General features: G+C 61.5%; 16 protein-coding genes. 7 read left to right on the top strand and 9 right to left on the bottom strand.

The genetic code is table 11. The features are described 5' to 3' along the window. Nucleotide 1: 1 nt before the first annotated feature. The gene (locus GRI34_RS04930) at nt 2-1,183 is read right to left on the bottom strand and encodes a vWA domain-containing protein (protein WP_160594992.1); all 1,182 of its coding nucleotides are present in this window, start codon (nt 1,181-1,183) and stop codon (nt 2-4) included. A gap of 122 nt (nt 1,184-1,305) precedes the next feature. Between GRI34_RS04930 and GRI34_RS04925 the strand changes: the two genes are divergently transcribed. Next, entirely contained in the window at nt 1,306-2,706 is a 1,401-nt protein-coding gene (locus GRI34_RS04925; RefSeq protein ID WP_160594991.1) for a methyl-accepting chemotaxis protein, read from the top strand. A 77-nt stretch (nt 2,707-2,783) separates the two neighbouring features. On the opposite strand, the gene GRI34_RS04920 is transcribed toward GRI34_RS04925, so the two are convergent. After that, nucleotides 2,784-3,650, bottom strand: coding sequence for an AAA family ATPase (locus GRI34_RS04920; RefSeq protein WP_160594990.1), 867 nt, complete (start codon nt 3,648-3,650; stop codon nt 2,784-2,786). A gap of 99 nt (nt 3,651-3,749) precedes the next feature. On the opposite strand from GRI34_RS04920, the gene GRI34_RS04915 reads away from it, so the two are divergent. Continuing rightward, nucleotides 3,750-4,979 carry a bifunctional alpha/beta hydrolase/OsmC family protein gene (locus tag GRI34_RS04915; protein ID WP_160594989.1) on the top strand — a complete coding sequence of 410 codons (1,230 nt, stop codon included), beginning with the start codon at nt 3,750-3,752 and terminating at the stop codon, nt 4,977-4,979. On the opposite strand, the gene GRI34_RS04910 is transcribed toward GRI34_RS04915, so the two are convergent. The 3 genes from GRI34_RS04910 to GRI34_RS04900 form a co-directional block, all read right to left on the bottom strand. After that, the gene (locus GRI34_RS04910; protein ID WP_160594988.1) at nt 4,976-5,353 is read right to left on the bottom strand and encodes a hypothetical protein; all 378 of its coding nucleotides are present in this window, start codon (nt 5,351-5,353) and stop codon (nt 4,976-4,978) included. The genes GRI34_RS04915 and GRI34_RS04910 overlap by 4 nt on opposite strands. Next, nucleotides 5,346-7,322, bottom strand: coding sequence for a DNA topoisomerase IV subunit B (parE, locus tag GRI34_RS04905; RefSeq protein ID WP_160594987.1), 1,977 nt, complete (start codon nt 7,320-7,322; stop codon nt 5,346-5,348). Before parE ends, GRI34_RS04910 begins: the two co-directional genes overlap by 8 nt. Nucleotides 7,323-7,384: 62 nt before the next feature. Beyond that, complete coding sequence (locus tag GRI34_RS04900; protein ID WP_234028149.1) at nt 7,385-8,527, bottom strand: penicillin-binding protein activator; 1,143 nt, start codon at nt 8,525-8,527, stop codon at nt 7,385-7,387. Between the two features lie 37 nt (nt 8,528-8,564). On the opposite strand from GRI34_RS04900, the gene rsmI reads away from it, so the two are divergent. Genes rsmI through gshB form a run of 3 tightly spaced genes read left to right on the top strand, consistent with a single transcriptional unit; the run spans nt 8,565 to nt 10,747 of the window. Continuing rightward, nucleotides 8,565-9,422 (top strand): 16S rRNA (cytidine(1402)-2'-O)-methyltransferase, encoded by an 858-nt coding sequence (gene rsmI, locus GRI34_RS04895; protein WP_325065185.1) that lies wholly within the window; start codon nt 8,565-8,567, stop codon nt 9,420-9,422. Continuing rightward, a complete protein-coding gene (locus GRI34_RS04890) occupies nt 9,419-9,769 on the top strand; it encodes a YraN family protein (protein WP_160594984.1) in 351 nt (116 codons plus the stop codon). The genes rsmI and GRI34_RS04890 overlap by 4 nt, the downstream gene beginning before the upstream one ends. A gap of 9 nt (nt 9,770-9,778) precedes the next feature. After that, nucleotides 9,779-10,747: a glutathione synthase gene (gshB, locus tag GRI34_RS04885; protein WP_160594983.1), complete on the top strand. Its 969-nt coding sequence runs from the start codon at nt 9,779-9,781 to the stop codon at nt 10,745-10,747. Here the strand turns inward: gshB and GRI34_RS04880 are convergent, their stop codons facing one another. Next, nucleotides 10,748-11,644: a tyrosine recombinase XerC gene (locus GRI34_RS04880; RefSeq protein WP_160594982.1), complete on the bottom strand. Its 897-nt coding sequence runs from the start codon at nt 11,642-11,644 to the stop codon at nt 10,748-10,750. After that, entirely contained in the window at nt 11,641-12,795 is a 1,155-nt protein-coding gene (gene hemW / locus GRI34_RS04875; protein ID WP_160594981.1) for a radical SAM family heme chaperone HemW, read from the bottom strand. The genes GRI34_RS04880 and hemW overlap by 4 nt, the downstream gene beginning before the upstream one ends. Nucleotides 12,796-12,842: 47 nt before the next feature. Between hemW and GRI34_RS04870 the strand changes: the two genes are divergently transcribed. Beyond that, nucleotides 12,843-13,424, top strand: a complete 582-nt coding sequence (locus tag GRI34_RS04870) for a CAP domain-containing protein (protein ID WP_160594980.1) — start codon at nt 12,843-12,845, stop codon at nt 13,422-13,424. Here GRI34_RS04870 and rdgB read toward each other — a convergent pair. Together rdgB and rph are read right to left on the bottom strand one after the other, a co-directional pair. Then, complete coding sequence (rdgB, locus tag GRI34_RS04865; RefSeq protein WP_160594979.1) at nt 13,421-14,047, bottom strand: RdgB/HAM1 family non-canonical purine NTP pyrophosphatase; 627 nt, start codon at nt 14,045-14,047, stop codon at nt 13,421-13,423. The two genes, GRI34_RS04870 and rdgB, sit on opposite strands and share 4 nt — an antisense overlap. Next, nucleotides 14,044-14,760, bottom strand: a complete 717-nt coding sequence (rph, locus tag GRI34_RS04860) for a ribonuclease PH (RefSeq protein ID WP_090483049.1) — start codon at nt 14,758-14,760, stop codon at nt 14,044-14,046. Before rph ends, rdgB begins: the two co-directional genes overlap by 4 nt. Before the next feature lie 84 nt (nt 14,761-14,844). On the opposite strand from rph, the gene hrcA reads away from it, so the two are divergent. Next, nucleotides 14,845-15,888 carry a heat-inducible transcriptional repressor HrcA gene (gene hrcA, locus GRI34_RS04855; RefSeq protein WP_160594978.1) on the top strand — a complete coding sequence of 348 codons (1,044 nt, stop codon included), beginning with the start codon at nt 14,845-14,847 and terminating at the stop codon, nt 15,886-15,888. The last annotated feature ends 8 nt before the right edge of the window (nt 15,889-15,896 follow it).

Genomic DNA, 15,896 nt, shown 5'->3' with positions numbered 1-15,896 from the left:
ATTAGCCCTGCTTGCGGCTCAACTCGCGCATGGCATCGTCCAGCCCGTCGAGGGTGAGGGGATACATGCGGTCGTTGACCAGCTGCTTCATGATCTTCGTCGACTGCGAATAGCCCCACTGCTTTTCAGGGACGGGATTGAGCCAGACGGTGGCCGGATAGGTGTTCACCACTCGCTGCATCCACGTGTCGCCGGCTTCCTCGTTCATATGTTCGACGCTGCCGCCCGGATGGGTGATTTCATAGGGGCTCATCGCCGCATCGCCCACAAAGACGATCTTGTAATCGTGCCCGTATTTGTGGAGCACATCCCAGGTCTTGGTGCGCTCCTGCCAGCGACGGCGGTTGTCCTTCCAGACGCCTTCGTAAAGGCAGTTGTGGAAGTAGAAAAATTCCAGATTCTTGAACTCGCTGGTGGCCGCGCTGAACAGCTCTTCGGTCACCTTGATGAAGGGATCCATCGATCCGCCAACGTCGAGGAAAAGCAGAAGCTTCACCGCATTGTGCCTCTCCGGACGCATCCGGATGTCGAGCCAGCCCTGCTTGGCCGTGCCGTCGATGGTCGCGTCGAGATCCAGTTCGTCAGCCGCGCCTTCGCGGGCAAAGCGGCGCAGTCGGCGTAGCGCCATCTTGATGTTGCGCGTGCCGAGTTCCTTGGTGTTGTCGAGGTTCTTGAACTCGCGCTTGTCCCAGACCTTGATCGCGCGCTTGTGCTTGCTTTCGCCGCCGATGCGGACGCCTTCCGGGTTGTAGCCGGAGTTACCGAAGGGCGAGGTACCGCCCGTGCCGATCCACTTGTTGCCGCCTTGGTGACGCTTTTCCTGCTCTTCGAGGCGCTTCTTCAGCGTCTCCATTATCTCGTCCCAGTCGCCCAGCGACTTGATCTTCTCCATCTCTTCTTCAGACAGGAATTTCTCGGCCACCGCTTTCAGCCAGTCTTCCGGCACATCGACCGGGTTCTGACCGTAATCGGTGAGGATGCCCTTGAAGACCTTTGAGAAAACCTGGTCGAACCGGTCGATCAACCCTTCGTCTTTCACGAAGGTCGCGCGGCTGAGGTAGTAGAACGCCTCGGGCGATTGCTCGATAACGTCCTTGTCCAAGGCCTCCAGCAAGGTGAGGTGTTCCTTGAAGCTCGCGGGAATGCCCGCAGCGCGAAGTTCGTCGACGAAATTGAAGAACATGGGATTGTCCTACCCATCCTGCCGCGCTGCGCAAACGGGAAAGTGCGGATTTGCCTTAACCCGCTGATAACCACTTCCGTTTAGACCCCTCACGCAGAACGGGGACAAAGGGATCGTATCAAATGGAACTTAGCGTTGTTGATGCTTCGAAAGCGGCGAGCATCGAGTCGATTCCGGAGGCGTGCGGCAAGGTCACGGTCGGGTGTTCCGATGTGGCCGGTATCGTACAGGCGGTAATCGACAGCTCAGGAATCCTGCGTGCCGAACATGCCGAACTCCAGGGAACGGTCAGCGAACTCGAAAAGGATCAGCGCAAGGTTGCCGAGGCATCCGACGAAGCGCGTCTCCTGTCCGCTCGCGCGATCGAGCGGTTGGGGCAGGGCACCACGCAGATCCAGTCGTCCCTTAGCCAGATCACCAACCTTCTCGACCTGGTCGAAACGCTGGCCACCCATGTCACCGGTTTCGCAGCGGCAATGGACCAGGTGAAGCGCTGTTCGCAGGACATCGAGCAGATCGCCGAGACCACCAATATCCTTGCCCTCAACGCGACCATCGAAGCGATGCGCGCTGGCGAAGCCGGCCGCACCTTTGCGGTGGTTGCCAATGAGGTGAAATCCCTCGCCGGCGAAACGCGCAAGGCGACGGACGAAATCTCCGACGTGATCGAGACCCTCGGCACCGAGGCTGCAACCGTTATCGAACGTATCGAAGCGGGCGCCAAGGCATCGAACGAAGCGAAGAGTTCGGTCGCAAGCATCGACGCCACGATTTCGGGCGTTTCCCAGCTGGTCGAGGAGGTCGACCAGCAGAATGACCAGATCGCGCGTGCAACCGGCATGATGACCGAACACGTGGACCGTGTTTCGGCCGTCATCGAAAGCTTCGACCGCGCCGCGAGCGAGAACGAGAACAAGCTGGCGACCGCTCACGATCGCATGGAAGAACTCGAACTGACCGCGAGCGACATGTTCGACAAGCTGGTGAAGGCGGGCCTCTCTCCGCAGGACAGCCAGTTGGTCGAGCGCGCAATCGATCACGCGAAGAACCTCGCTCGTATCGCCGAAGAGGCGATCGAGAAGGGCGAGCTCACTATGGAGCAGTTCTTCGATACGGATTACAGGGAAGTGCCGGGCACCAACCCGCAGCTCTTCCGCAACAAGCTCAGCGACTGGGCCGACCGCAATTGGCGCCCGATCATCGACTCGGTGGTTGCCGAAGGCGGCCCGATCATGATGTGCTCGCCCGCAGACATGAACGGCTTCCTGCCCACCCACGTTTCGGACCGGTCGCGCAAGCCTACCGGCGACGTGACGCACGACACCAAATACTGCCGCAACGGTCGCATCATGCTCGAAGGCGTGGATGTCGCCGCGAAGAAGAGCACCGATCCCTATATGATGGCGGTCTATCGCCAGGAAGGCGACGGGAAGAACTACGTGGTCGTTCGCAACGTCTACGTGCCGCTGATCATCAACGGTCGCCGCTGGGGCGACAGCGAACTGGCTTACTCGCTCGACTAAACGACATACCCCAAGAGAAAAGGGCGCGCTCCGATAACGGAACGCGCCCTTTTCGCTGTTTGGAGTAGACTGAATTTTTAGGGCTGGCGGCGCGCCATGAATGCAAGCCGTTCGAACATCATTACGTCCTGCTCATTCTTCAGCAGCGCTCCGTGAAGCGGCGGGATCGCGCTGTTCGGATTGCTGTCCTGCAGCACGTCGAGCGGCATGTCCTCGTTTAGAAGGAGCTTCAGCCAGTCCAGCAGTTCGCTGGTGCTGGGCTTCTTCTTCAGGCCCGGAACTTCGCGCAATTCGTAGAAGATCTCCATCGCCTTGGAGACGAGGTTCTTCTGGATGCCCGGATAGTGCACCTCGATGATCTCGCGCATAGTGTCGCGATCAGGGAACTTGATGTAATGGAAGAAGCAGCGGCGCAGGAACGCGTCGGGCAGTTCCTTCTCGTTGTTCGAGGTGATGACGACGATCGGGCGTTCCTTGGCCTCGATCCGCTCATGCGTTTCGTAGACGTCAAAGCTCATACGATCGAGTTCCTGCAAGAGATCGTTCGGAAACTCGATGTCGGCCTTGTCGATCTCGTCGATCAGCAGGACGGGAAGCTCGGGCGAGGTGAACGCTTCCCACAATTTGCCCTTCTTGATGTAGTTTGAAATGTCATGGACACGCTCGTCGCCAAGCTGGCCGTCGCGCAAGCGAGCGACTGCGTCATACTCGTAGAGGCCCTGCTGCGCCTTGGTCGTCGACTTGACGTTCCATTCGATCATCGGAGCGCCAAGCGCCTTCGAAATTTCATGCGCAAGTACGGTCTTGCCGGTGCCAGGCTCACCCTTGACGAGGAGCGGGCGGCGCAGCGTCACCGCAGCATTCACCGCGACCTTCAGGTCTTCGGTGGCAATATAGGAACTGGTACCTTCGAAACGGTTCTGTTCGGTCGATTGTTCGGACATGGGTTTTCCCTTGCAACTTGTGCGATGCGTTAGGGCTAGGGCACGCTTAGGGCAAGGGGGCGTTGTAACACTTGCATCCCCAAGGACGAAGGAGGGTACATGCCGACCGAAAACCTGACGATTGCGACCGACGCCGGCCATGACCTGACCGGCTCGCTGGAAATGCCGACCGGGCTGGTGCGCGGGGCGGCGTTGTTCGCCCATTGCTTCACCTGCACAAAACAGAGCCGGGCTGCGGTGGCGGTGGCGCGCGCATTGGCCCGCGAGGGTATCGCGACACTGCGTTTCGACTTTACCGGCCTCGGCGGAAGCGGCGGTGAATTCGGCAGGGCCGGATTTGCAGCGGACGTTTCCGATCTCGTCGCGGCCGGGACCTATATGGTCGAGCGCTTCCAGCAACCGATCCTGCTCGTGGGGCATAGCCTTGGCGGAGCAGCCGTCCTCGCTGCTGCAGACGAAATCGGCACTAACCAAGTTGCAGCCATTGCCACCATCGGCGCACCTTCCGATGTCCCGCACGTTTTGCGCAATATCGACGGAGATATCGAGGCGATCCGGAGTAAGGGTGAAGGCGAGGTGCGGATCGGTGGGCAGGAATTCTGCCTCGGGAGAGAATTCCTTGAGCGGGTCGAGAACATCGACCTTCTCGACGAGGTTCAGCGGCTCAGAAAGCCGCTCCTGTTCCTGCATTCCCCAACCGATGCCATTGTCGGTGTGGAACACGCCAGCGCGCTATTCCAGGCGGCCAAGCATCCGAAGAGCTTCGTCAGCCTGGAGGGTGCAGATCATTTGCTGCTGCGAGAAGAAGACGCCGACTTCGCGGCGCGGGTCATCGCGGGATGGGCGCATCGCTACCTTCCGCTGCGCGAGGACTGGCCCATGCCGGAGGAAGGCATCGTCGCCTGTACCGGTCACGGGAAATTCGGCACGGAAGTGCACACCGTCTCGCACCAGTTCATTGCCGACGAGCCGAAGAGCTATGGCGGCGATGATAGCGGACCTACGCCGTACGACCTTCTCAATGCCGCTTTGGGTGCTTGCACGGCGATGACGATGAAGATGTATGCCGATCGCAAGAATTGGCCGCTGGAAGGCGTCAGTGTCCACGTGACGCACGAACGCAAGCACGAAGAAGAGTGCGACCACGTGGAAGCGATGCAGGAAGGCAAGCAGATGCAGGCCCTCAACAGGGTAATTTCAATCCGCGGCGACGCGCTCGACGACGAACGAAGGGCTCGGCTGCTGGAGATTGCGGACAAGTGCCCGGTTCATCGGACTCTCGAAGGCGAATTGCATGTGCACACCCGGATGGGCGATGCGGAGATCTAGCCGAGCATCGACAGTGCGGTAATGCCGAAAAAGAATGCGAGCATGAGACCCGTGGCCCACTGCCAGGGTCTTCCCGCGCCAGACATTCCCCGTTCCCGGGTAAACTGCCAGATCATTCCGCTGATCAGGAGCGCGATTGCGACGACTGCGAGTCGTGGAAGACCGAACAGACCCCAGAACAGCATTACGGAGGCTGGCTGGGCCACGACTTGCAGGACAAGTGCTCCTGCAAACCAAGCAATGGGAATGGGCCGGTAGGCAGCGTCCGATGCGTACCAGTCGGGAAGGGCCGTATCCGCCCTGGCGATCCGGCGGTCGCCCGCCATCACATCGCCTTCGTTCGGTTCTCCAGGCTCGTTCCTGTCGTCAGGCATCGATCATTTCGCGGTCGAATTCACCGGCATTGTTTTGGATGAAATTGAACCGGTGCTCTGGATTTCGGCCCATGAGTTGGTCGACCAGTTCCTTGACCTTTGCACGGTCCTCAAATTCCGGGGGCAGGGTGATGCGGATAAGAGATCGCGTCTCCGGGTTCATGGTCGTTTCGCGCAGCTGTTGAGGGTTCATCTCGCCCAGGCCCTTGAAGCGGCCGACATCGACCTTCTTGCCCTTGAAAACCGTCTCTTCCAGCTCCTTGCGATGCTCGTCGTCACGGGCATAGCGGCTCTCCTTGCCAGCAGTCAGGCGGTACAGCGGTGGCTGGGCAAGGTAGAGATGACCGTTGCGCACGATATCGGTCATCTCCTGAAAGAAGAACGTCATGAGCAGTGTGGCGATGTGCGCGCCGTCGACATCGGCGTCGGTCATGATGATGATGCGGTCGTAGCGCAGGTTTTCCGCGTCGCAATCCTTGCGGGTCCCACAACCCATCGCCAGGCTCAGGTCGGCGATTTCGCTATTGGCGCGGATCTTGTCAGCAGTAGCACTGGCGACATTCAGGATCTTGCCGCGAATGGGAAGGATAGCTTGCGTCTTGCGGTTGCGGGCCTGCTTGGCGCTGCCGCCTGCCGAATCCCCTTCGACGATAAACAGCTCCGTCTCGCCGTCGCCTTCGCCGCTGCAATCGGTCAGCTTGCCGGGCAGGCGAAGCTTCTTGGCATTGGTCGCGGTCTTGCGCTTGATCTCGCGTTCCTGCTTGCGGCGCAGGCGCTCGTCCATCCGCTCCATGACCTGGCCGAGCAGCGCCTTGCCGCGGTCCATATTGTCGGAAAGGAAGTGGTCGAAATGGTCGCGGACCGCGTTCTCGACCAGGCGCACAGCCTCAGGTGAAGTCAGGCGATCCTTCGTCTGGCTCTGGAATTGCGGATCGCGGATGAAGACCGACAGCATGATTTCGGCACCGTTCATCACGTCGTCGGCGGTGATGTCCTTGGCCTTCTTCGTCCCGGTCAGTTCACCGAAGGCCCTAAGTCCCTTAGTCAGGGCTGCGCGCAGGCCCTGTTCGTGCGTGCCGCCGTCAGGAGTGGGGACGGTGTTGCAGTACCAGCTGGTCGACCCATCGGAGAATAGCGGCCACGCGATGGCCCATTCCACGCGGCCCTGCTCGTCGGGAAAATCCTGGTTGCCTGCAAAGGGCTGCGCGGTGACGCATTCGCGGCCGCCCAGCTGTTCTGCAAGGTGATCTGCAAGTCCTCCCGGAAACTTGAATACGGCTTCTGCCGGAACGTCGTCGCTTGCCAGAGCCTCGGCACATTTCCAGCGGATCTCAACCCCTGCGAAGAGATACGCCTTCGAACGTGCGAGCTTGAACAGCCGTTTCGGCTTGAAGGCGCGGTCGCCGAAGATTTCTGCATCCGGGGTGAAGGTAACGGTGGTGCCGCGCCTGTTTGGGGTCGCGCCAAGCTCCTGCAGCTTGCCGGTGGGATGCCCCTTGGAGAATTCCTGTGCGAAAAGCTGCTTGTCGCGGGCTACCTCGACGCGGGTGTAATCCGATAGCGCATTGACGACCGAGACACCGACACCGTGCAGGCCGCCACTGGTCGCATAGGCCTTGCCCGAGAACTTGCCGCCCGAGTGCAAGGTTGTGAGGATGACTTCCAGCGTCGATTTGCCGGGATATTTCGGATGCTCTGCAACCGGGATGCCGCGACCGTTGTCACTGATGGTGACCTTGTTGCCCTCGTCGAGCCGGATTTCGATCCTGCTGGCATGGCCCGCAACCGCTTCGTCCATCGCGTTGTCGAGCACTTCGGCGACGAGGTGGTGCAAGGCGCGATCGTCAGTCCCGCCGATATACATGCCCGGGCGGCGGCGGACCGGCTCAAGGCCTTCGAGGACCTCGATGGAAGATGCGTCGTAATCGCCGCTCGATGTGGGCGTATTCTCGAAAAGATCGTCGGACATGGTCAGTGCTATATCGCGCGCGAATCCGCGCACACAAGCGCCACCTGAATGTTATCCGCCTGTCAGAAGCCGGACGGTGCCCTGGAGACGGTGATTATCCCGCCATCGCTGACCGAGCGCACCTCAAGTGCTCGCTCGACAATACCGTTGCGCTGGAAGCGAAATGGACCGTCCATCCCGTCGAACCCGCCCGACTGGAACAGCACATTGGTCGGGAAATCACGCCCGACTTGCCAATCGCGGGCAGCACGCAGCGTCAGGAGGACTGCGTCATAGCCGAGGGTGGCCACCCGGTAGGGCTGACTGCCGAAGCGCGCCTCATAGCTGGTGACGAAACCGCCATAACGACCGTCCGTCACAGCAGAGAACAGCGCACCTTCCAGCGCCTCTACCCGCAGAAGCGCGCTTTCGCCGGCCCACCGCTCCGTCCCGAGGATACGCAGGGAGGGGGACGCAATGGCTTGTGCCCCGCGGATCGAGGGAGTTCCCCCATCGGCGATAAGAACTGTGTCGAACCCGCCCATTGTCTTGAGCCTTCCGGCGGCGCTTACGACCGATGTATTCGTGCGGGTGTAGCGTTCGGTACCAATCAATCGACCGCCGTATGAAGAGAGGGCGGATTGCAGGGCCGCTTCCGCGCGCCTGCCATACTCGGATTCGGGGGAAAGGACGGCGAATGTGTTTGCGCCCTGGTTGCGCGCATATTCGACGCTGCGGGCGATGGACTGCTCGGGGATGTGCCCCATGATGAAGACACCGGGCCCGGCAACCGTGGTGTCGTTTGAGAAGCTGATGATGGGCACATTTGCTGCTGCTGCGGTAGAGCGCACGGCTGTCACATTGCTGCCCAGCAGGGGGCCGAGGATAAGGCGGTTACCGTCGGCAAGCGCTTCATTCGTGGCCGACTGGGCGTCGCGCGCAGTGTCGTAGGTCGTGATGCGGATGTTGTCGGCATTCGTGTCGAGCAGGGCCATCGTGGTCGCATTCGCGATGGACTGACCGACCGCACCATTGTCTCCGGACATGGGTACCAGCAGCGCGACACGGTGCCGTTTCCCGTCTTGCGGCAGGCTAGTCGCACTCGGCTCGGGCGTCGGCGTTGGCGGAGCGGGTTCGGCTGTCTTGGGAATGATCGTGCACCCCGAAAGTGCCATAGCCCCGAAAGCTGCGATCGCACCGCGCCGGTTCATAAATGCCTGCTTCATCCTTGCCGCGTCCCTTTTTGCTGGTCATGGAAGGCATGTGAGCGAACCCGCATCCCCTGCGCCTGACCAAAGTCTTACACCCGGTCTCTATCTCGTTGCCACCCCTATCGGCAATCTGGGCGACATAACGATGCGCGCTGTCGATATCCTGCGCCGCTGCGACGGGGTCGCCTGCGAGGATACGCGCGTGACAGGCAAGCTGCTCAAGCATCTCGGGATTTCGAAGCCGATGTGGCGCTATGACGACCATAGCGAGCATCGGGACCGTTCGAGACTGGTCGATTCAATGCAGACGAGGGCAGTCGCACTGGTGAGCGACGCAGGGACACCCATGGTGAGCGATCCCGGCTATCGGCTCGTCAACGATTGCAGGGAGCAAGGCATAGCTGTCACCAGCCTTCCGGGGCCCTGCGCAGCCGTGGTGGGGCTGACCCTTTCCGGGCTGCCGAACGACCGCTTCCTGTTCGCAGGGTTTCTGCCTTCGAAGGAAAAGGGACGCAGGGAAACTCTGGAAGACCTTGCCGCGATCGACGCTACGCTGGTGTTTTATGAGACCGCACCGCGCCTGCTGAAAACGCTGGCCACGATCGAGGACGTCCTGCCGAAAAGGGAAATCGCCGTCGCGCGCGAATTGACCAAGCTGCACGAGGAATGCCGTCGCGGCTTCGCCTCCGGTCTCATGGCCTATTACGACGCCAATCCTCCGCGCGGCGAGATCGTGCTGCTTATCGGCCCGCCCGAGGCGGTTCAGGCGAACGAGGCGGATGCCGACGATATGCTGCGCGAGGCCCTGATGACGATGAAGCCTTCGCAGGCTGCCGGCCACGTGGCGAAAGCGACAGGTCTCGACCGCAAGGCGCTTTATACCCGTGCCATGGATCTCAAGGCCGGATGAAACGGCAAGTTGCCGAACGAAACGGCAGAGACGGCGAGGCGAGGGCAGCCTTCTGGCTGCGCGCGAAGGGCTGGCACATCCTCGACCAGCGGGTGAAGACCAAGGCAGGCGAAATCGATCTTGTTGCTAAACGCGGAAATATCGTCGCCTTCATCGAGGTGAAGTGGCGCAGCAAGCGCGCGGAACTCGATAATGCAATCGACGAGCGGCGGCTTGCGCGTGTCGCGGCGGCAACGGAATCCGTCGCTCATCGCTATGCGGCCGATGGAGAAGACATCCGTGTGGACGTGATCCTGCTTGCACCCGGGGCATTCCCTCGCCACATCGCCAACGCCTGGCAACCTTAGGAGATCGCAATGGGCCTGCGTGTCGCCGTCCAGATGGACCCGCTCGAAAGCATCAATATCGCCGGCGACAGCAGCTTCGCGCTGATGCTAGCCGCACAGGCGAGGGGGCACGAGGTCTGGCATTACGACGTCACCTCGCTCGCCTATGAAAGCGACGGCACGCCCGCAGGGCGGATCACGGCCCATGCCGCGCCGGTCACCGTCCAGCGCGTGGAAGGCGATCATTTCTCGGCTGGCGAAAGGCGCAGGATCGACCTCGCTAAGGATATCGATGTCGTCCTGATGCGGCAGGATCCGCCGTTCCACCTCGGCTACATCAGCTCTGCGCTCCTGCTGGATCGCCTTAAAGGCACGACGCTCGTGATCAACGATCCCCGCGAAGTCGTTAACGCGCCGGAGAAGATGTTCGTCCTCGATTACGCGCGGTTCATGCCGCCGACGATGATTGCGAGGCACCTCGACGATTTGCGGGCCTTCCAGCAAAAGCATGGATCGGTCGTTATCAAGCCGCTCCATGGTAACGGTGGCAAAGCGATTTTCCGGCTCGACGAGACGGGTACGAACCTGTCCGCGCTGAGCGAAGTGTTCGACCTCACCTGGCCCGAGCCGCACATGATCCAGCCCTTCCTCCCCGAAGTGAGCGAAGGCGACAAGCGGATCGTCTTGGTCGACGGGGAATTTGCAGGTGCAATCAATCGCTTCCCCGGCGAAGGTGAGTTTCGTTCGAACCTTGCGCAGGGCGGCCACGCCGAAGCCACCGGCCTCTCCGAAAGAGAAGAGGAAATCTGCGCGGCGATGGGCCCCGAGCTCAAAAAGAGGGGGCTGGTATTCGTCGGCATCGATGTGATCGGCGGCAAGTACCTGACCGAGATCAACGTGACTTCGCCCACCGGCATCGTCGCGATCGACAAGTTCAACGGGACCGATACACCCGCGCTGATCTGGGACGCGATCGAGCGACGTCACGCCGCTATGTAATCAATCGCGATCGCGTGGATGTGCGTTGCGATAGGTGTTGAGCAGACTGGCGGCATCGACTTTAGTATAGATTTGCGTCGAACCGAGGCTGGCATGCCCGAGCAGTTCCTGCAGGCTGCGCAGATCGGCACCCGCTCCGAGCAGGTGGGTCGCAAAGCTGTGCCTCAGCGCATGCGGTGTCGCAGTGTCCGGCAGGCCTAGCGCCTTGCGGGCGCGTGCTGTGGCTTTCTGGACAACGCCTTGCGAAAGCGCGCCCCCTTTCACCCCACGGAACAGGGGATCGCGCGGTCCAAGTGGCCAGGGATTGAGCGTGCAATATTCGGCGATTGCATCGCGGACCAGTGGCAGGATGGGCACGGTCCTTTGCTTGCCGCCTTTGCCCGTAACGGTGAGTGTTTCGCCCAAGGGGACGTCCGAACCCGTCAGCGACAAGGCTTCGGCAATTCGCAGACCCGCCCCGTAAAGCAAAAGCAGGACCGCCCGATCGCGCGCGCCGACCCAATCCTCCAGTGCCATCGCGTCGACCGTTTCAGCCAAACCTATTGCATCGTCGGGTGACACCGGGCGTGGGAGGCCCTTCTTGATACGCGGTCCCCTCAGGCGCGGAGCCTGCGTGACGTCGTGACCCGCCTGCGCCTTGGCAAAGGACACGAAGCTCTTGAGCGCGGAAAGCTCCCTTGCAGTCGAAGCGTTGGACAGGCCATCGCTGCGGCGTGACGCCAGATGGCTACGCAATTCGGCTGCGCTCAAAGCTGCGACCTGCTCGAATGTCTCGAATTCGCCGCGCGCCATGAGCCGCTCCGCAGCCTTCGAATAGGCGCGCACGGTGTGATCGGAGCGCCGCTGCGCCAGCGAGAGGTGGTCGTGCCAGGCTTGAAGGCAATCCGCCTTGGTCATCCTGTGACCAGGTCCTCTGAAACTAATTCACCGAGCAGCGCGTCCAGCAGCGGCATGCCTGCCTCGGTGACGCCAATCCTGTCCGCCTTCTTCCAGACCAGGCCGAGGTCGCGATAGAGGCGCAGCTTGGCGTCATCGAGCATGGTGGTGGACGTGACGTCGAAACGGCTGGAGAGGGAAGTCATGTCGATCCCTTCCGCAAGGCGCAGTCCCATCAGCAGCGCTTCCGAAGCCTGTTCGTGCTTTGTGAGCGTGCGGCTCTCCGAGATGCCCGAGCCTTGTCGGTCTACCGCGGCAAGGTAGTTTTCGGGTTTCTTGTGTCGCAAGGTTGCTATGCCGTCACGGCGACCGTGTGCGCCCGGGCCGATCCCGAGATAGTCCTCATATCGCCAGTAGGTCAGGTTATGCCGGCTCTCCTGTCCGGGCCGCGCATGATTGCTGATCTCATAGGCCGGCAGTCCGGCAGCAGCGGTCCTTTCCCGCGTCATTGCGAAAAGATCGGCTGCTGGGTCATTGTCGAGCGGCGTGAATACGCCGCGCCGGACATCGGTTGCGAAACGCGTCGTCGGCTCGATCGTCAGCTGGTAAAGCGACAGGTGATCAGTGCCGAGTGCCAACGCCTCGTCCAATTCCTGCCGCCAATCGGCCTCTGTCTGGTCGGGGCGGGCGTAGATCAGGTCGATCGAAACGCGGCCGAAATGGTTCTGCGCGGTACCAAGAGCGTGGATAGCTTCCGCGGCGCCATGCAACCTGCCCAAAAACCGGAGCGTTTCGTCCCGTAAGGACTGAACGCCAAGCGAGACACGGTTCACCCCGGCACTCGCCAGCGCTGCGAAATTGGCGGCTTCGACCGAGGATGGATTGCCCTCCAGCGTGATTTCAATGCCATCCTCGAAGCCCCAGATTTCCTCTGCCCCCTGCAGGAATTTTTCAACGAGGGTAGGTGGCATCAATGACGGAGTTCCCCCGCCAAAAAAGATACTTGCGAGCTTTTCCTGAGATCTGTTCTGGCCTGCTTCGGCACGCAAGTCGCTTAGCAAGGCGCGTTCCCAGACGTCCATATCCGTCCGCTCACGGACGTGGCTGTTGAAGTCGCAATAGGGACATTTTGCGAGGCAGAAGGGCCAGTGAATGTAGAGGGCTTTGGCCAAGGGGCGCTTTCATTGAAAATTAAGCCAGCTCCGTTTTAAGCGGAGGCATGGAAGGCATGAAACTCTACGCGACAGCTATCGCCGCATTGGGACTGCTATGTGCCACGGGTGTCGGTGTCGCTGCAAGCGCTGGCGGCGCTGCTGCGTCTACCGCGCGAATGCACGATTCCGGTGAACGCGACGGCGCGACCGATCGCCATGCCGGCCGCATTCTTCATCTTCATAACCGCGAACGCGAGCAATTGGGACTTCCGATGCTTCGCTGGAGTCCGCAGCTTGCGCTTGAAGCGAAAGACTGGGGGCACAAGCTCGCCCGCAAGGGACGCCTCGAGCACGCCGATGCATCGGTGCGCAGCGGTACGGGCGAGAACCTCTGGATGGGGACCGCAGACGCTTGGCCTGTCGACACGATGGTCGGCATGTTCATCGATGAAAAACGCCATTATCGGCACGGACGATTTCCAGAGATTTCGCACACCGGTCAGTGGGCCGATGTCGCGCATTACACGCAGGTGATCTGGCGCGATACGCAGGAGGTCGGCTGCGCAGTCGTTACCGACCGGGGTTGGGATGTCCTCGTCTGCCGTTATTACCCGGCGGGCAATGTCTGGGGCCGCATGGCGTATTAGCCGAACTGCTCCGCCACCAGTTTTGCGAATGCGTCGGCACGGTGGCTGATGGCGTGCTTCTCCTCCGGCGGTATCTCCGCAAAGGTCAGGTCGCGTCCCTTGGGCACGAACACCGGATCGTATCCGAAACCCATTCCTCCGCGCGGCGGCCACGTCAGTGTGCCGGGGACCGTCCCCTCGTAGACCGCGTGCTCTCCATCGGGCCAGGCGAGGGCGAGGACGCAATGGAATGCGGATGAGCGATCCACATCCGCCCCTTTTTCCTGCAGCATGCCCTCGACCTTGCCCATCGCCATGTACCAGTCGCGGCCGGGTTCGCCTTCGAAATGCTGCCGTTCGGCCCAGTCTGCCGTGTAAACGCCGGGGCGTCCGTCGAGCGCATCGACCGAAAGCCCGCTGTCATCGGCGAGGGCGGGCAGGCCCGATGCCTCTGCCGCCGCGCGGGCCTTGAGCAAGGCGTTCTGCACGAAGGTGGTGCCTGTCTCGGGCGGTTCGGGCAGGCCAAGCGATCCAGCGGAAATGCACTTCACACCGTAAGGCGCGAGCAAAGCCGAGATTTCCTTGAGTTTGCCGGCATTATGCGTCGCGATCACGAGGCTGCCCGAACCGAGCCGACGGGTCATTTGCGGGTTGCCTCGTCCTGTGCCTTGAACACTTGTGCACAGCCCATCTGTGCAAGTCGGAGCAAGCGAAGGAAGGCTTCCTCGTCATAGGGGGCGCCTTCCGCCGTGGCCTGTGCCTCGGCGATCTTGCCGCCTTCGATCAGGACGAAATTGGCATCGGCGTCGGCGTTGCTGTCCTCAGGATAATCGAGGTCGAGCACCGGAGTGCCCTTGTAGACCCCGCAGGAAATGGCAGCGACCTTGGCGGTGATCGGATCTTCCACGATGTCGCCCGATTTCATCAGGCCGTCGACGGCCAGCCGCAGCGCGACCCACGCGCCCGAAATCGAAGCGGTGCGCGTCCCGCCATCCGCCTGGATGACATCGCAATCGAGCGTGATCTGGCGCTCGCCAAGCTTCTTCATATCTACGACTGCACGCAAGCTGCGCCCGATAAGCCGCTGGATTTCCTGCGTTCGTCCGCTCTGTTTGCCCTTGGCCGCTTCGCGCTGACCGCGCGTGTGGGTCGCGCGCGGCAGCATGGAGTATTCACCGGTGACCCAGCCTTCTCCCTTGCCGCGAAGCCATGGCGGGATGCGTTCTTCGACCGATGCCGTGCACAGAACCCGCGTTTCGCCGAAGCTGATGAGGCAGCTGCCTTCTGCGTGCTTGGTGTAACCGGTCTCGATAGTGATGGCGCGCATTTCATCGGGCGCGCGTCCTGAAGGTCGCATTCCATTCTCCAATTCAGTCGAATCTCAGTGGAGGCTTTGGCCGATGGGCCTTGAGGCCGCAAGTGGAGTGGTTAGATAGAAGGCATGAACGGCCCTCCGCTTTCCGATCTGTCCGACCGCGCGCGGGAGATATTCCGCCTCGTGGTGGAAGGCTATCTCGATACCGGCACTCCTGTCGGCTCGAAGGCGCTGGCGGGCGAGGGCGGTGTCGGCCTGTCGCCCGCGTCCATCCGTTCTGTCCTTGCGGAACTGGAACAACGCGGCCTGCTCGCGGCCCCTCACACCAGTGCGGGGCGGATGCCGACGGAAAGCGGGCTACGCCTCTTCGTCGATGCGATGATGCAGGTCGCCGAACCGACCGCACAGGAGCGGGCGGCCATCGAGAAGCGCCTTGCCGAGCCCGGCCCGATCGAGCGCGCGCTGGAAGAAACAAGCGCGCTCCTTTCGGACCTTTCGGGTGCCGCGGGCATGGTCATGGTGCCAAGAAGGGAGCCGCGCCTCTCACAGGTGTCGCTCACCGCGCTCGACGCGAACCGCGTTCTGGCCGTGCTGGTGGGAGAGGACGGCCATGTCGAAAACCGCATACTCTCCGTTCCTACTGCCGTGCTTGGCGTGTCGCTGGAACAGGCGAGCAATTACCTCACGGCGCGCTCGTCCGGGCGGACACTCGCCGAGGCGGCCGCTGTAGTCGAACAGGAGATTTCCGGCGGACGCAGCGCATTGGACGAGGCCAGTCGCGATCTGGTGTCGCGCGGCATCGCGACATGGACCACCGACACGGCCGAGCGCCCGGTCCTTATCGTGCGCGGGCAGGCCAATCTGCTGGACGAGAGCGCGCTGAGCGATATCGAACGCGTGCGCTCCTTGCTGGACGATCTCGAAAACAAGCAGTCGGTGGCGACGCTTCTCGAAAACGCCCGCGATGCCGACGCAATGCGAATTTTCATCGGTAGCGAGAACCGGCTGTTCTCGCTGTCCGGATCATCGGTCATCGCATCGCCCTACCGCGATCGCGAGGGAAAGGTGGTCGGGGTGCTGGGGGTCATCGGGCCAACTCGGTTGAATTACGCCCGTGTCGTCCCCATGGTTGATTTCACGGCCCGTTCCTTGGGCAAAAGATTAGGCTGACAGGGTTT

Origin of the sequence: Qipengyuania aquimaris (assembly GCF_009827445.1) — a bacterium.
In the GTDB taxonomy this organism is placed as follows: Bacteria; Pseudomonadota; Alphaproteobacteria; order Sphingomonadales; family Sphingomonadaceae; genus Qipengyuania; species Qipengyuania aquimaris.
This window is presented reverse-complemented; position numbering and strand designations above follow the sequence as displayed.

What these genes read in the sequence shown, in the direction of transcription:
- GRI34_RS04920 (WP_160594990.1), bottom strand. Translation starts at nt 3,650, where the DNA reads ATGTCCGAACAATCGACCGAACAGAACCGTTTCGAAGGTACCAGTTCC.
- GRI34_RS04900 (WP_234028149.1), bottom strand. Translation starts at nt 8,527, where the DNA reads ATGAAGCAGGCATTTATGAACCGGCGCGGTGCGATCGCAGCTTTCGGG.
- GRI34_RS04915 (WP_160594989.1), top strand. Translation starts at nt 3,750, where the DNA reads ATGCCGACCGAAAACCTGACGATTGCGACCGACGCCGGCCATGACCTG.
- GRI34_RS04910 (WP_160594988.1), bottom strand. Translation starts at nt 5,353, where the DNA reads ATGCCTGACGACAGGAACGAGCCTGGAGAACCGAACGAAGGCGATGTG.
- hrcA (WP_160594978.1), top strand. Translation starts at nt 14,845, where the DNA reads ATGAACGGCCCTCCGCTTTCCGATCTGTCCGACCGCGCGCGGGAGATA.
- gshB (WP_160594983.1), top strand. Translation starts at nt 9,779, where the DNA reads ATGGGCCTGCGTGTCGCCGTCCAGATGGACCCGCTCGAAAGCATCAAT.
- GRI34_RS04870 (WP_160594980.1), top strand. Translation starts at nt 12,843, where the DNA reads ATGGAAGGCATGAAACTCTACGCGACAGCTATCGCCGCATTGGGACTG.
- GRI34_RS04930 (WP_160594992.1), bottom strand. Translation starts at nt 1,183, where the DNA reads ATGTTCTTCAATTTCGTCGACGAACTTCGCGCTGCGGGCATTCCCGCG.
- GRI34_RS04890 (WP_160594984.1), top strand. Translation starts at nt 9,419, where the DNA reads ATGAAACGGCAAGTTGCCGAACGAAACGGCAGAGACGGCGAGGCGAGG.
- parE (WP_160594987.1), bottom strand. Translation starts at nt 7,322, where the DNA reads ATGTCCGACGATCTTTTCGAGAATACGCCCACATCGAGCGGCGATTAC.
- rph (WP_090483049.1), bottom strand. Translation starts at nt 14,760, where the DNA reads ATGCGACCTTCAGGACGCGCGCCCGATGAAATGCGCGCCATCACTATC.
- GRI34_RS04880 (WP_160594982.1), bottom strand. Translation starts at nt 11,644, where the DNA reads ATGACCAAGGCGGATTGCCTTCAAGCCTGGCACGACCACCTCTCGCTG.
- rdgB (WP_160594979.1), bottom strand. Translation starts at nt 14,047, where the DNA reads ATGACCCGTCGGCTCGGTTCGGGCAGCCTCGTGATCGCGACGCATAAT.
- GRI34_RS04925 (WP_160594991.1), top strand. Translation starts at nt 1,306, where the DNA reads ATGGAACTTAGCGTTGTTGATGCTTCGAAAGCGGCGAGCATCGAGTCG.